Below are 14811 nucleotides of genomic sequence, written 5' to 3' on the forward strand. Positions count from 1 at the left end.
CTCGTGGAATCTGTGGCTTCTCGGGTGCGGACGGCGGTGTGCCGGTGCCGTCGCGGCCGGAGTGCCTGCCTGCGCTCCGAATGTCCCTTGTTTTGCGGTAGTTCACGGGTCCGCAAATCCGTCGCGTCACCCTACCGCCCGGCCCCCACCCCCCACGCAAGTAGGATCCCCAACCGCGGATGGAGCCCGTCGCCACGGGGGCGCCGATAGGAACATTTCCGTCCGGCAAGGGAATCGGTGAGCTGTGAGTCAGATCGTCGTCAAGCGCCCACCACGGGTCCTGCCGTCCGAAGTGCCCGGTGAGCAGGTGCAGGTGCAACCACCCCCCGAACTGCCCCGCGGGCAGCAGGAGGGGGCGTTGATGCAGATCCTGCCGATGCTCGGCATGGGCGGCTCCGTCGTGTTCTTCTTCATGACCCCGAATCCGATCATGCGGATCATGGGCATGGTGATGATCGCGTCGACCCTCGCCATGGGCATCGCGATGCTGGTGCGGTACCGGCGCGGCACGCAGGGGCAGCTCGCCGACCTGCGGCGCGACTACCTCAAGTACCTGAACCAGACCCGCCGTGCGGTGCTGCGGACCGCGCGGCTCCAACGCGACGCCCAGTACTACCTGCACCCCTCCCCCGAACAGCTGTGGGCGCTGGTCGCCGAGGGCAGCCGGGTGTGGGAGCGGCGCGTGGGCGACGACGACTTCGGGCAGGTGCGCATCGGCCTGGGCAGCCAGCAGCTCGCCACGCCGCTGATCGCCCCCGAGACGGCGCCGGTGGACGACCTGGAGCCGCTGACGGCGGGCGCGATGCGCCAGTTCCTGGCGACGCACGGCACGCTCGACGGGCTGCCCATGGCGGTGTCGCTGCGTGCCTTCTACCACCTGACGGTGAGCGGTGAGCAGGAGTCCGTACGGGCCACCGCGCGCGCCATGGTCGCCTCGCTGGCGTCGCTGCACTCGCCCGAGGACCTGGTCATCGCCGTCGCCGCGGGCCAGGACGCCGCGCCGCGGTGGGAGTGGGCCAAGTGGCTGCCGCACGTGCAGGCGCGGGGTGCCGTCGACGGCGCGGGTTCGCGGCGCCTGATCACCACGGACCCGGCGGACCTGCAGGACCTGCTCGCCGGGCTGCTGGAGGGCCGGCCGCGCTTCCAGGGCGGCGACCACCCGCTGCTGGACCAGCCGCACGTCGTGATCGTGCTCGACGGCCAGACGATCCCGCCGATGTCGCCGCTGGCCGCCGCGGAGGGCCTGCAGGGCGTCACGATCATCGAGGTCGTCCGGGGCGAGGGCGCCGGCGCGCGCGGCCAGCTGTCGGTGGTGGTCCACCCCGGCGAGCTGCGGCTGGAGTCGGGCCACGGGCTCGTGTACGAGGGCACGCCGGACGGGCTGAGCCCGGAGGCCGCCGAGGCGCTGGCCCGCCAGCTGGCGCCGCTGCGGATGGCGTCGGGCGGTGACGACGACGAACCGCTGCTGGCGAACCTGGAGTTCACCGATCTGCTGAACCTCGGTGACGCCGCCTCCGTCGACGTCAGCCGGACGTGGCGGCCGCGGTCGCAGTCGGAGCGGCTGCGCGTGCCGATCGGTGTCGGCGAGGACGGCTCGCCGGTCATGCTGGACCTGAAGGAGGCCGCGCAGGAGGGCATGGGCCCGCACGGCCTGTGCGTCGGCGCGACCGGTTCCGGCAAGTCGGAGCTGCTGCGGACGCTGGTGCTGGGCCTGGCGGTCACGCACTCGTCGGAGACGCTGAACTTCGTCCTCGCGGACTTCAAGGGCGGTGCGACGTTCGCCGGCATGTCGCAGATGCCGCACGTCGCCGCCGTCATCACCAACCTGGCGGACGACCTGACGCTCGTCGACCGCATGGGCGACTCCATCCGCGGCGAGCTGAACCGCCGCCAGGAGATGCTGCGCGACGCGGGCAACTACGCGAACATCCACGACTACGAGAAGGCCCGCGCGGCCGGCGCCCCCCTGCAGCCGATCCCGTCGCTCGTCCTCGTCATCGACGAGTTCAGCGAACTGCTCACCGCTAAGCCGGACTTCATCGAGATGTTCGTGCAGATCGGCCGTATCGGCCGGTCGCTCGGCGTGCACCTGCTGCTGGCTTCGCAGCGGCTGGAGGAGGGTCGGCTGCGCGGCCTGGAGACGTACCTGTCGTACCGGATCGGTCTGCGGACGTTCTCCACGGCCGAGTCCCGCGCGGCGATCGGCGTGCCCGACGCGTACCACCTGCCGAACGTGCCCGGTTCCGGGTACTTGAAGTTCGGCACGGACGAGATGGTGCGGTTCAAGGCGGCGTACGTGTCGGGCGTGTACCGCTCCAACGCGCAGGCGCTGGCGACGGCCGGCGGCCCGCTGCCGGTGGACCGGCGGCCGGTGCCGTTCACGGCGGCGCCGGTGCCGATCCGGTACGTGCAGCCGTCGGTGCGCGCCGCGCAGCCGGACGGGGGGCGGACGGAGGACGACGCGCTCGCCGACTCCGTGCTGGACGTGATCGTGCGGCGGCTGGAGGGCCGCGGCGTGGAGGCGCACCAGGTGTGGCTGCCGCCGCTGGACAACCCGCCGCCGCTGGACGAGCTGCTGCCGGGCCTGGCCGAGGTGCAGGGGCGCGGGCTGACGCAGCCCGGCTTCGAGGGCGCGGGCCGGCTGGTCGTACCGGTCGGCGTGGTCGACAAGCCGTTCGAGCAGCGCCGCGACACCCTGTACCGGGACTTCTCGGGCGCGGCGGGCCACATGCAGATCGTGGGCGGCCCGCAGTCCGGCAAGTCGACGCTGCTGCGGACGATCGTCTCGGCGTTCGCGCTGACCCACACGCCGCACGAGGTGCAGTTCTACGGCCTCGACTTCGGTGGCGGCGGCCTGTCGGCGATCGCGGGGCTGCCGCACGTGGGCGGGGTCGCCTCGCGCCTCGACCCGGAGCGGGTGCGGCGCACGGTCGCGGAGGTGTACGGCATCCTGTCGCGGCGCGAGGAGTACTTCCGCAGCTCGGGCATCGACTCGATCGCCACGTACCGGCGGCTGCGGGCGCGCGGCGAGATCTCGGTGGCGGACCAGCCGTGGGGTGACGTGTTCCTCGTCATCGACGGCTGGGGCAGCTTCCGCTCCGACTACGAGGGCCTGGAGAACCTCGTGATGGACGTCGCGGCGCGCGGCCTCGGCTACGGCGTCCACCTGATCATCACCGCGTCGCGGTCCATGGAGGTGCGCGCCAACCTCAAGGACCACCTGATGAACCGGCTGGAGCTGCGGCTCGGCGACCCGATGGACTCGGAGCTGGACCGCCGGGTCGCGCAGAACGTGCCGTCGGGCGTGCCCGGGCGGGGCCTCACCCCGGAGAAGCTGCACTTCATGGCGGCGGTGCCGCGGATCGACAGCATCAACTCGGACAGCGACCTGTCGGAGGCGACCGCGGCGATGACGCGGGAGGTGTCCCGGCACTGGACGCTGCCGGGCGCCCCGGGCGTGCGGCTGCTGCCGCGCGAGCTGCCGGCGGCGAACCTGCCCGCGGGCTTCGCGCACCCGGAGCGCGGCGTCGCCTTCGCGATCGACGAGAACAACCTGGCGCCGGTCTTCGTCAACTTCGAGCGCGACCCGTTCTTCCTGGTCTTCGGTGAGAGCGAGTCGGGCAAGTCGAACCTGCTGCGGCTGCTCATCAAGCAGCTGAGCGAACGGTACGACGGGGACAGCTGCAAGCTGTTCGTCATCGACAACCGGCGCGCCCTGCTGGACGCCACCCCGTCGACGCACCTGGCCGAGTACGTGCCGATGTCCAACAACATGGACCACCACGTGGAGGCCCTGTCGGGGCTGATGCGGCGCCGTACGCCGTCGGAGGCCGTCACGGCGCAGCAGCTGCGGGACCGCAGCTGGTGGCAGGGCCCGACGGTGTACGTGGTCGTCGACGACTACGACCTGGTGTCGACGTCCAGCGGCAACCCGCTGGCGCCGCTCGCCGAGCTGCTGCCGTTCGCGCGGGACGTGGGCGTCCGGTTCATCATCGCCCGCAACTCGGCGGGCGCGAGCCGCTCGGCGTACGAGCCGTTCATGCAGCGCATGATGGAGCTGGGCGCGCAGGGCGTCGTCCTGTCGGGCGACCCGCAGGAGGGCGACGTCCTGGGCGGCGTCCGCCCCCGCCCGATGCTCCCGGGCCGCGGCGTCTTCGTCTCCCGCCAGCGCGGCAACCCGCTGGTGCAGACGGGCCTGATGCCGCAGGACGTGCGGTAGGGCGCCGTACGGCCGCGTCACGGCCGGCCATCGGGGCGTCCGCCTTCCCGGCGGGCGCCCCTTTCGGCTGGGAGGGGGCGGGTGGCGCTCCGGGGCCGTGTGGTGCTCCGGACTGTGTGGTGCTCCGGGGCCGTCCCGCCCCTCGGGGGCGACGAACGCCGCTTCCCGGTGCGGGCCGCGGCCATGACCGGGACTCCGTCTCGCGCGGGCGGGCAAGGGCCGCACACGGCCCGGGACGGGCCGGAGAGCCGCCACCACCCGGCCGCGAAGCGGTGTGTGGGTCGCCTTCGGTGACCGGTGGAACGTCGGCTGGTCGGCTCCGCGGACGCGGAAGGGGCGGACACCTCCCGCGCGTGTCCGCCCCTTGTCGCCGGTGTGGCCGGCGCCGCTGCTTACATGAAGTTCTGCGCGGCCTTCTTGTCGCCCTGCTGGTAGGCGGGGGCAGCCTCGCGGACCGCGCGGGCGATCTGGTTCAGCGACTGGTTGATCTCGCGGGCGCGGCGGTCCCAGTCGGTCTGCGCGGTCTTGTACGCCTCGCGGGCCTCGCCCTCCCAGAGGTCCGAGATCGACGCGATCTTCGCCTGGATGGCCTCCAGGCTCATGTCGAGTCGCTTCGCCTGCTTCTCGATGACGCCCGCAGCCTCCTGCAGGCTCGAGTAAGTGACGATCATCGTGCCGTCGTTGTTAGCCATCGGTCCTCCAACCGGTTCGTGCTGTGGTGAGTCGGCCGCGAACGGTGCACGGCCGGGAGAGGTCAGTACTTGGCGAGGTTCGACGTGCGGGCCTCGGCACCGGCGTCGCCCGAGTAGCCCTCCGCCACGTCGACACCGCGGAGAGCGGCCTCGACCTCGGTGTCGGTGTTGCCGGCGATGGTGCGGGCCGCCTCGATGGCCTCCTGGAACTTCAGCAGGAGCTTGCCGATGCCCACCATGTTCCGGTTGATCGCGTCCTGCTTCACGTTGAAGGCACCGGCACCGATACCGGCCCAGCGGCCCTCCAGGCTGTCGATCGTCCCCTGCAGGGCGGAGAGCTGGCTCTTCACGTCGTCGAACTGGCGCGTCAGCTCCCCCTGGAGCTGCGAAAGAGCGACGCCATTGACCTTCTGCACTGCCATGCGATGTGTTTCCTCTCTGGAGGTTCCCGGTGGGTCGGATCTCCACCGTCGGGTGCGGGCGGCTTGTTCGGGCCGCTATGCCGTACGGCGCTTGCGGACGAAGAAGAACGCTCCCCCCGCGACGACGACCACGGCTGCGGCGCCGCCAAGGATGAGACCGAGGGAACTCCCGCCCCCGGTTTCCCCGCTGGAGCCTGCCACGGTCTGGCCGGGCGTGGCCTGGTCCTGCGGGGCTTGTGACGAAGCTGGTGCAGACGCGGCGGGCGAGGCGGGCGATGCGGACGAACCGCCGCTGGGAGCTGCCGAGTTCTCGTTCGTCAGCGGGTTGACGTTCGGGGCACCGGGCTTGCCGAGACCGCGGTTGATGTGGGCGCCGGGGCGGACGATGCCGTGGCCCAGGTAGCTGCTCGTCGTACCGGGCTCCCAGCCCTCGCCCCGCCCCGCGCTCTCGAACATGACGCGCAGGACCTGGTTCGCGGTCCAGTCGGGGTGATACGACCAGATCAGGGCGGCGGTGGCGGAGGCGATGGCGGTGGCGGCGCTGGTGCCGCCGTCCCCGTCGCAGTAGCGGGTGAACGACTCGTCACACCAGTACGGGATGTCGCTTCCCGGGGCGGAGATGTCCACGTACATGCCGTGCTGGGAGTACTCGGCCACCTTGCCTTCCGGACCAGTGGCCGCGACTCCCACCACTTCCGGGTACGCGGCGGGGAAACTGCGTGTGTTGTCCTTGTCGCCGTTGTTGCCCACGGCGGCGAACATCAGCTTGCCCTTGCTGTGTGCGTACTCGACGGCTTTGGTGAGGGATTCCGTCTTGCCGAGGCCGCCGTACGACATGCTGATGATCCGGGCGTCACTGTCCGCGGCGGCACGAATGGCATCGGCTTCGTCCGTCGGGTTCTTGCCCCGGTGGCCCGCTTCCAGGCCGATGCGCAGGGGGAGGACCTTGACGCCCGGCGCCAGCCCCTGAAGGCCACCGCCCTGCCCCGTCCCGGCGATCAGTTCGGCCATGGTCGTCCCGTGGCCGCTGTAGTCGTTCGTCGTGCCGTCTTCCTTCATCGCGTCGAAGCCCTTGAGGACTTGGCCCTTCAGCGATGGTGTGGAGGCGTTGACACCGCTGTCGACCACCGCGACCTTGATGCCCTCGCCGGTGACCTTTCCCCAGATCTTGTCGACGTGCATCGCGTCCAGGTACCACTGCTTGGCGCGCACGTCCTCCGCCGCAGCGGAGGGAGCCAGGCCCACGAACCCGATGGCCCACGCGCTGGCCAACGCGACCGTGCACGTAACCCGTCGCCGCAGCCGACGCGTCGTTCCTGCTGTCATCCTGGCTCCCTGCACCTTTCCTGTGCTCAGTCGACCACTGGGGGAACGGCACCGCGCCGCCGGGCCGCCCACGTCTCTTCGTCCTCGACGAGGTAGTCGGGACGTTCGGAGCCGGGCTGTTCCCCGTCCTCCCGGCCCTTGTTCCGCTGCGAGCGCGGGACGCCCACGACACCGTTCACGCTCGGCGTGCCCCGGCGCGTGGAGCGGGCGGTCGCACCCGGGTTGGCGCCGATGACGCCGCCCATGCGGGAGCCTGCCGCCGACGGCCGTCCCTGCGGTGCGCTCTGGCCCCCGATCACCGTGCCGGTGGGGATGCGGGAACCGCCGGTGCCGCCCGTGGCCGGACGCGGTTGGGGCGTACCGCCGACGATGCCGGTGCCCGCCCGTCCGGTGATCGGCGCGGGACCGCCCGCGCGTCCGGTGGCAGGCGCACCCGGAGCGCCGGGTCGGCCCACCATGTTGTTCGTGCCGGGGCCGCCGATCACGTTCTGCCGTCCAGCGGCGGGCGTGCCAGGCGTACCGGGCGTACCGGGGCGGCCGACCGGAGTCGAGGGCCCGGCGGTGCGCCCGGTCTGGCCGGGGCCGCTCTGCGCCGTGTGCGGCCCGCTGGGGACAGCAGGGCGGCCGAACTGGCTGTTGCTGCTGGGCTTGGCGGTACGCGGGACGGCCGGCGTGCTCTGGTTCCGGCCGACGGCCGGGCCCTTACCGGTGTTCGGGAGGCCGGGAGCCATGGGCGGCGGCGTGAACGGGCCGTTACCCGTCGGGGCGGTCGGCGCGGGCGTGGGCGTCGGCGGGGCCGTCACCGGCGGAGCGGGGGGAGCGATGGTGTCGATCTGCATCGCCGAGTCCGGCGTCGTGGGGGACGGCGTGGGACCGAGCCCCGGAGTCCGAGGGCCGGCCGGGGTCCCGCCGGTCTCCCCCCGTGGAGCCCCTGCGGGCTGCTCCGGGGACGGGGCGCCGGTGGCCTGCAGGCCTGCGCCCGAGGAGCCGGCCCCTCCAGGAGCGCTTGCTCCGGAGCCGAGTCCGTAGCCGCCCCGCGGACGCGGCACCTCGGCCTTCAACCGCTCCGGGAACTTGGGCGGTTCCTGGGAGGCCAGGGTCGACTCCGAGACCGCGTAGAACGACGCCAGGCGGTTCAGCTGGTTGATGGCCTCCTGGCGGTCGCGTTCCGCCTTGACGGCCTTCTGGTAGTCCTCGTTGTCCGCGGTGCGCTCCGCCGGGGGGAAGTCCGTGGGCTTCTTCGGGTCGGGGCGGTTGTCGCGGGGCGGGCGGGCGTTGCGGACGGAGGTCAGGCCCGTGCTGGCGACCTTCATCTGCGCGCCCACGACGTTGGCGAAGCTCGCCAGGTTGTACGTGTACGTCGCGAGGTCGGCGGCGAAGCGCTGGAACTCCGTACCCGCCTCACCCTTCAGGTCCACGGCCGCGGCGTCCTTCTTCAGGTCGCGCGCCGCGTCGTTGAGCGCCTTGCGGGCGGCCTCCAGGGCCGTGCCGGCGGCCTCCAGGTCGGCCGGGTTGGCCGCTTCGAGGAGGTCCAGCATCGCGTTGAGCGGGGCGTTCTCGAAGTTGGTCTTGCCGAAGAAGCCGCCGGGACCGCTGCCCGTGCCGAAGCCCATGCGCTCGAACTGGGCGGAGAAGCGCTCCACCCGGTCCGTGGCCGTGAACGTCGTCTGGATCCGGGCGGCGTCCTTGGTCTGCTGCTGCTCGGGGGTGAGGTTCTTGTCTTCGGTTCCCATCGGCGTTATCCCAGGTCCTTCGTACCGGTCTGGCGGTCGTGATCGGGCTTGTCCTGCTTCTCCCGCTGGTCGACCGCCACGTCCAGGCGGTCCTGGATGGCGTGGAAGCGGCGGCGCGTGTCCTCGTCGACGTTGTCGAAGCCGACGTCGGCCGCGTGGGCTCCGAGGCGCAGGAGCTCCATCTGGTCGGCCAGGAGCTTGGAGAGGGACACCAGTTCCTTGTGGACGCGGGCGTACTGCGTGAAGAAGCCGTCCGCTTCCCCGAAGGGCAGGTTGCCGCCGCTGAAGGCGCCGCGCTCGATGGTGTGCTCGGCGACCTTCTGGGGGCCGCCGGGGCTGCTCTCGAAGTCCGTCAGCAGCGCGTTGATCTTGGTCTGGAAATTCCGCAGCGCGCCTGCGCCGCGCTCAAGGTCGGCCATGACCCGTGTCCCTCCCCGTTGTTCCTGCGGTCACGCATTGCGATCGGACACCTGCGCTATTTCACCGGTCGCACGCCTGCCACTCTATCCAGTGCCTCTGACAGCCCCAAGTGCCTTACCTGCCGCGCGTCTTCTCCGTCGACGGCGGAGGGAGGCCCCTCGGTTGCGGCGGGGCCGTGTGCGCGTCGTCACCCGTTCGCAGGACGTGTCGTCGCGCGGTTGCGGCGGCGGGCGTCGCGGAGGGCGATCGCGGTGCCGGCGATGGCGGCGACGAGGACGCCGCCGCCCACGACGACGTACGTCGCGAGGCGGGCGTTGCGCTCCTCGGGCGTCTCGCCCAGGTGGAGTTCGGCCGGAGCCGGCGGTTCCGCCTTGGTGACGCCCTCGCGGGCGACCGGGGCCTCGATCGGCTTGTCGTCCTCCGTCAGGGCCCGGACGGGATCCACGACGCCCCACCCTACAAGCCGGTCGTGGCCGGCGACCGAGCGCTCCGCGGTCTGCTGGATCTGGGCGACGATCTGCTTGCCCGTCCAGTCCTTGTGCTTGGCCTTGATGAGCGCGGCGACCCCCGCGACGTACGGGGCGGAGAAACTGGTGCCGTTGTCGGCGCAGTGGCCGCCGCCCGGCACCGTCGTGATCATGTCCACACCGGGCGCGGCGACCCCGACGAAGTCGCCGGACTGCGAGAAGGCGGCGCGCTCGTTGTTGCGGTCGGAGGCGGCCACGGCGAGGACGCCCTCGTAGGACGCGGGGTAGGTCTTCTTGACGTTGCCGTCGAGGCCGTCGTTGCCGGCCGAGGCGACGACGACGATCTCCTTGTCCAGGGCCTCCTGGACGGCCTCCTTCAGGAGCGGCGTCGGCTCGATGGCGTTGGCCGTGTCCTGGGAGATGTTGATGACGTCGGCCTTCTCGGCGACGGCGTGCCGGATGGCCGTCGCCAGGGTGCCGGCGGTGCCGTTGCCGTCGGCGTCGTTCTGCTGGATGGGGATGATCGTGGCGTCGGGGGCGAGGCCGACGAAGCCGGTCCCCTTCGCGGGGCGGGCGGCGATGATCCCGGCGACCTTCGTGCCGTGGCCGACGGTGTCGGTGGTGCCGTCCTCCTTGCCGCGCTCCACCGCGTTGCCGTTCTCGTCCTTGGCGTCCTTCGGGATGAGGTTGATCCCGCTCCCGACGTCCACGGCGGGCTTCAGCTGCGGGTGCGCGACGTCCACGCCGGTGTCGATGACGGCGACGCGGACGCCCTTGCCGGTGGACTGCTTCCACACCTCGTCCAGCAGGACCCGCTGGAGCGCCCAGGGGCGGCCCTCGTACTGCTTGGCGGGGTACGTGCACTGGCCGGGCGTGTCCGCCGCGGCCGGCGGGGCGGGCAGGGTGACGCCGAGGAACGCCACCGCGGCGAGGGCGGCCGCCCGGCGCCTGCCCGTACCGGAACTGTTCGTGTTCATCGCGTACGCCTCCGCCTCACGAGCCCTGCGGCTGCCGGGCCGCCGCCGTCGACAGGCGCGGGCCGGTCGGCAGGAAGGCGGACCAGGCGGCCGGGACGGGCTGCGGGTCGACGTCCTTGTAGCCGAGCCGGTTCTGGGCCTGCTGCGCCTCCAGGAGCCGTGCCTTCTTCTCCTCGGCCGAGCCGGAGGTGCCGATGCCGGAGTCGTCGGCCGCGTTGTCGCCGTTGGACTGCATCGCGTACCGCAGGCCGGTGTCGGTCACCAGGAACTGGAATCCGGCGTCCGTGCGCGAGCCGGTGAACTGGCGGAAGAGCAGGCCGGTGCCGGGCGTGACGTAGGCGCTGCTGGAGCCGGTCGGCAGGGGCGCGAGGAAGTCGTCGCCGACCCAGGTGCTGAGGGTGGTGGAGCCGTTGTCCTCGTCGACCTCGCGCAGCACGTTGCAGACGGTGTTGGGGCTTCCCTCGTCGGTGCTCGCGGAGTTGACGGGCTTCGGGGCGTCCTTCGGCCACTTGTTGTCGGCACCGAACGCCTCGCTCGGCCGGAACGTGCCGGCGTGGACGGAGGTGGCCTTCCCGTCCTGGCCGAGCTCGATCAGCTCCCGGCTGCTGAGCAGCAGCTTCGCGGTGAAGTCGGAGACGGGCGCCACCCGGCCGGGCAGGACGACGTACTGCTGCATCCTGGTGCCGTCGGTGGCGGTGAGGACCATGCCGACCTTGTTCACGTCGTCGTCCAGCTCACCGGGGACGTTCGCCGGGTCGCCGGGCCGGCCCTCGACGGACGGGAAGACGATCTCGTCGCCCTTGTGGAGGGTCTCCAGCCATCCGGCGGAGACGCGCTGCGGGGTGCGGCCCTGGCCGACGAGCTGGCGGAGGAGCAGTTCGTCCTTCTTCACCGGGTACGCGGTGCCGGCGCGGTCCACGATGTAGCGGGTGCGCTCCGGGGCGGGGCCCTCGACGTACAGGAGGTCGCCGCCGTCGAGCCGGCCGGAGCCCTCGGTCCTGTCCTTCTCGCGGTCGGCGAAGACGAACGCCGCCTTCTGGATGGCGCGCCCGCCCTCGACGGGCCGCTCGCACACGGCCCAGCGCTTGGCCGTGCCCGCCTCCTTCGCGTCGGGGAGGCGGTCGGGGGCGTAGGGGATGCCGAGGGTGGCGCCGTGGCGGATCTTCCCGTTGTCGAGGACGGACTCGTCGACCTTGATGACGGTCCCCTTGTCGGGGTTGAGGAGCAGCTTGGCGGAGGCCATGTTGAGGACCGGGTGGAGCTGCTTCGTCGTGCCCGTCTTCAGGACGACGTAGCGGGTCGTCGACTTGCTGGCGATGATGACGTTCTCACCGGGGTTGTCCCAGTCCTTCGGGGCGACCGGGCGGAACATCCCCCACGCGCCGAACACGGCGAGCACCACGACGCCCACGATGACCCCGGGCAGCACCGCGCGCAGCGGGCGGGGGGCGCCTTCCTCCGAGCCGGTGGAGTTGGGCTGGACGAATTGGGCGACGAGTCTCCGCTTCGCGAAGGTGTAGGCGTTGAGTTCATCCCGGCGCGATGCCATGTATCCGCTGTCCCTCTCCCCGCTGGGCCGCCGCGGCCCCCTGGCCTCCAGGGGGCGCCGGCCGTCGTAACCGCACCCCTACTATGCCTGCTGACGGCCGGGCCGCTTTGCTCAGGTAGGGTGATCGCCCGGTCAACGGCCGTGTGAATTTGGCTTTTACGGACACGAGGGGGCAACGCGGCGATGGGTACGGCGACGCGCGCGCGCACGAGGCGGTCCGACGAGGGACGCCCCGCCCGTTCCCGCCGGCAACGCGGCAACGGCCACCGGGCCGGAGGGCACCGTTCCGCCCCGGCCCCCCAGTCCTCCGGGTCCGCGTCCGTCCCCGTTCCGCGCCCGCTGTCACGGGTCGGCCGCGTGGGCCCCTTCCAGCTGCGCCAGCTGGTCCTGGTCGAGCTGGCCCTGGCGCTGGCCGCGGTCGGCGTCGCGCTGCAGGGCCTGTGGCTGATCCCGACGCTGGCCGTCGCCGTGCTGCTCCTGCTGTTCGCGGTGGTGCGCCGCCGCGGCCAGGCCGTGCAGGACTGGTCGTCGACGGCGCTGGCGCTGCGTGCCCGCCGCCGGACGGCCGCGCCCGCCGCCGTGGACGTCGACCCGTCGCTGGCGCCGATCGTGGAGGGGCTGCCGGGGTTCCGGCCGTTCCCGTACGTCGACCGGAAGCGGCGCACCGTCGGCATGCTCGGTGACGGCACGTTCCTGACGGCGGTCGTCCGGGTCGAGGCGGGCGGCGCCGCGCCGCGGCCCGCGTTCGGCGCGCGGACGCTTCCGCTGTCCCTGCTGGGCGGGGCGCTGGAGGTCGACGACATCGTGCTGGAGTCGGTGCAGCTGGTGCAGCAGGTGCGTTCCGCGCCGGCGCCGCACCTGCCGCAGCAGGCGGTGGCCCGGCTCTCGTACGCGCCGCTGCAGCAGCGCACCGGGGCGCCCGCCCTGCGGATGACGTGGGTGGCGCTGAAGCTGGACCCGGAGCGCTGCCGGGAGGCCATCGAGGCGCGCGGCGGCGGTGTCGAGGGCGCCCAGCGGTGCCTGGTGCGCGCGGCGGACCACGTGGCGAGCCGGATCACGGGCGCCGGGTTCGAGGCCGTCGTCCTGGACCAGGAGGAGCTGAACTCCACGATGGCGACCGCGGCGTGCGCGAGCCCCCGGCTCGCCGCCCGCGCGCACCGCCCGGACGCCACGCCGCAGCGCCGGACGGTGGAGACGGCCCGCGTGTGGCGGTGTGACGACCGCTGGCACACCACGTACGCGGTGGGCCGCTGGCCGGACCTGGCGAACGGCGGCGAGGGGTCCGCGCTGGCGAAGCTGGTGTCTCTGCTGACGGCGACGCCCGCGTACGCGACGACGTTCAGCCTCGCGATGCACCGCGGTTCGCGGCAGGGCGCCGTGGACGTGACCGGGTACGTGCGGATCACCGGCGGCTCGGACACCGAACTCATCGGGGTGCGGCGGGCGTTGGAGCAGGCCGCCCGGTCGGCGAAGGTCGGTCTGGGGCGGCTCGACCGGGAGCAGCTGCCCGGCGTGCTGGCGACGCTGCCGCTGGGAGGGACGCAGTGATGCTCGGAATACGGTCGGCACGTGCCCCGCGCGGGCTGTTCGGCCCGCGCCACGCGGGGCACAGCGTCGCCGAGGACGGCATGGGCGCCCTGTCCCTGCCGGTCGGCGACGACGGCGTGGTCATCGGGGACGACGCGGAGGGCAACCCGCGCATCGTGGGCTTCCACCGCTCCACCCCGTACGACGTGCTGCTCATCGGCGGCCTGTGGACGGCGCAGGTGCTGGCGCTGCGCGCGGCGGGCACAGGCGCCCGGGTCGCGGTCGAGACCGGCCGGGCGCAGGCGTGGACGGCGCTGGCGCACGCGGCCGGCGCGGGCCTGGAGTGCGTCACGCTGCACGACGTGGGCCGGGTGCCGCCGATGGGCGCCACGGTCGGCAGCCCGGTCGTGGTCGTCCGCGACTGCGGCATGCGGCCGCCGCGGGGCCGGGTCGTGTCGTCGCCGTGGCAGTCGGTGCTGACGCTGCTGCCGTACCTGAGCCCGGTCGCGCCCCGGTTGATGCGCGCCGCGACGCTCGTGGGCGTGCAGCGGGTCTCCCCGCAGGAGGCCGAGCAGATCGGCCGGATCCTGGGGCTGGCCCGGGCCGAGTACGAGGCCCTGCCGACGCTCGCGGACGGTGTGACGCTGTGGTGCGCGGGGCGGGAGCGGCACTGGGTGATGACGAGCGGCACCGACGCGGAGACGGGTCTGCTGGGCGCGGCCCGGCGGATGGACTGAGAGCCGTCGAGGGGTCCGGGGCCGTCTGTCAAGTGGCCCGGCCCCCAAGGTGCGTCCGGCCCTAGGATGCCGGGGACGTGACGCGGCCCGTGGCCGCGGTCGGCGTCGCCGTCGACCGGGCGGGGCCCCCGAAGGGGGCACGTCCGTCCCAGCCGTTACCGAAAGGACTCGAGCGATGGGCAGCGCACAGGAGAAGGACGAGTTGTACGCCCTCGACATCTCCGGGGTGGAGTGGCACGGCGCGCCGGGCACCAGCCCCGACGAGGAGCGCGTCGAGATCGCCCACCTGCCCGGCGGCGCGGTCGCCATGCGGTCGTCGCTGGACCCGGACACGGTCCTCCGCTACACGGAGGCGGAGTGGCGGGCGTTCGTCCTGGGCGCGCGTGACGGGGAGTTCGACCTGAAGTGAGCCGCCGGCGGTGCGGCGGTGGCGGCGGACCCCGCGGCCCGGGATCCCCGGGCGGGGTCCGCTTCCGCGCGGGAGGGGCGGCGACAGCCGGTCGAGACCTGATTGTTGGATAGGCCGTACGGGTGTGCGGGCCTGTGAAGCGTTGTCAGTACGGGGGCTTTTGGCGGCTTTTGCCGCGCCCGGTCTTCACGCAGGGACATCGGCGCGTCACATGGCGGTGAGGATCGCCGCGCCGGGGGCGCCCTCGTGGACCGACGGGCCTGACACGCGGGTGCCGTCGGCGATTAGGGTGGGAAGGGCCGGCCGACGACCCCACGCGAGCGTGCGGTACCC

Annotated in this window: 11 protein-coding genes; 4 read left to right on the top strand and 7 right to left on the bottom strand. The window is 72.8% G+C overall.

All coding sequences use genetic code 11. The features are described from left to right. Nucleotides 1-244 precede the first annotated feature (244 nt). Entirely contained in the window at nucleotides 245-4219 is a 3975-nt protein-coding gene (gene eccCa / locus IE106_RS29045; RefSeq protein ID WP_189538227.1) for a type VII secretion protein EccCa, read from the top strand. Nucleotides 4220-4611: 392 nt separating this feature from the next. On the opposite strand, the gene IE106_RS29050 is transcribed toward eccCa, so the two are convergent. The 7 genes from IE106_RS29050 to eccB form a co-directional block, all read right to left on the bottom strand. Further along, a complete protein-coding gene (locus IE106_RS29050) occupies nucleotides 4612-4911 on the bottom strand; it encodes a WXG100 family type VII secretion target (RefSeq protein ID WP_189538228.1) in 300 nt (99 codons plus the stop codon). Nucleotides 4912-4973: 62 nt separating this feature from the next. Next, complete coding sequence (locus tag IE106_RS29055) at nucleotides 4974-5333, bottom strand: WXG100 family type VII secretion target (protein ID WP_189538229.1); 360 nt, start codon at nucleotides 5331-5333, stop codon at nucleotides 4974-4976. 75 nt (nucleotides 5334-5408) lie between these two features. After that, the gene (locus IE106_RS29060) at nucleotides 5409-6659 is read right to left on the bottom strand and encodes a S8 family serine peptidase (RefSeq protein ID WP_189538230.1); all 1251 of its coding nucleotides are present in this window, start codon (nucleotides 6657-6659) and stop codon (nucleotides 5409-5411) included. A gap of 26 nt (nucleotides 6660-6685) precedes the next feature. After that, nucleotides 6686-8392, bottom strand: coding sequence for a hypothetical protein (locus IE106_RS29065; protein WP_189538231.1), 1707 nt, complete (start codon nucleotides 8390-8392; stop codon nucleotides 6686-6688). A gap of 5 nt (nucleotides 8393-8397) precedes the next feature. Next, entirely contained in the window at nucleotides 8398-8811 is a 414-nt protein-coding gene (locus IE106_RS29070; protein ID WP_189538232.1) for a DUF2563 family protein, read from the bottom strand. 188 nt (nucleotides 8812-8999) lie between these two features. After that, complete coding sequence (gene mycP / locus IE106_RS29075; protein ID WP_189538233.1) at nucleotides 9000-10256, bottom strand: type VII secretion-associated serine protease mycosin; 1257 nt, start codon at nucleotides 10254-10256, stop codon at nucleotides 9000-9002. A 16-nt stretch (nucleotides 10257-10272) separates the two neighbouring features. After that, nucleotides 10273-11805 (bottom strand): type VII secretion protein EccB, encoded by a 1533-nt coding sequence (eccB, locus tag IE106_RS29080; protein WP_189538234.1) that lies wholly within the window; start codon nucleotides 11803-11805, stop codon nucleotides 10273-10275. 183 nt (nucleotides 11806-11988) lie between these two features. Between eccB and eccE the strand changes: the two genes are divergently transcribed. The 3 genes from eccE (at nucleotide 11989) to IE106_RS29095 (ending at nucleotide 14478) form a co-directional block, all read left to right on the top strand. Beyond that, nucleotides 11989-13353 (top strand): type VII secretion protein EccE, encoded by a 1365-nt coding sequence (gene eccE / locus IE106_RS29085; protein ID WP_189538235.1) that lies wholly within the window; start codon nucleotides 11989-11991, stop codon nucleotides 13351-13353. Continuing rightward, nucleotides 13353-14069 (top strand): hypothetical protein, encoded by a 717-nt coding sequence (locus IE106_RS29090; protein ID WP_189538236.1) that lies wholly within the window; start codon nucleotides 13353-13355, stop codon nucleotides 14067-14069. Before eccE ends, IE106_RS29090 begins: the two co-directional genes overlap by 1 nt. Before the next feature lie 175 nt (nucleotides 14070-14244). Beyond that, the gene (locus IE106_RS29095; protein WP_168437561.1) at nucleotides 14245-14478 is read left to right on the top strand and encodes a DUF397 domain-containing protein; all 234 of its coding nucleotides are present in this window, start codon (nucleotides 14245-14247) and stop codon (nucleotides 14476-14478) included. Nucleotides 14479-14811 lie beyond the last annotated feature (333 nt).

This window comes from Streptomyces roseolilacinus (genome assembly GCF_014649335.1).
Lineage (GTDB): Bacteria > Actinomycetota > Actinomycetes > Streptomycetales > Streptomycetaceae > Streptomyces > Streptomyces roseolilacinus.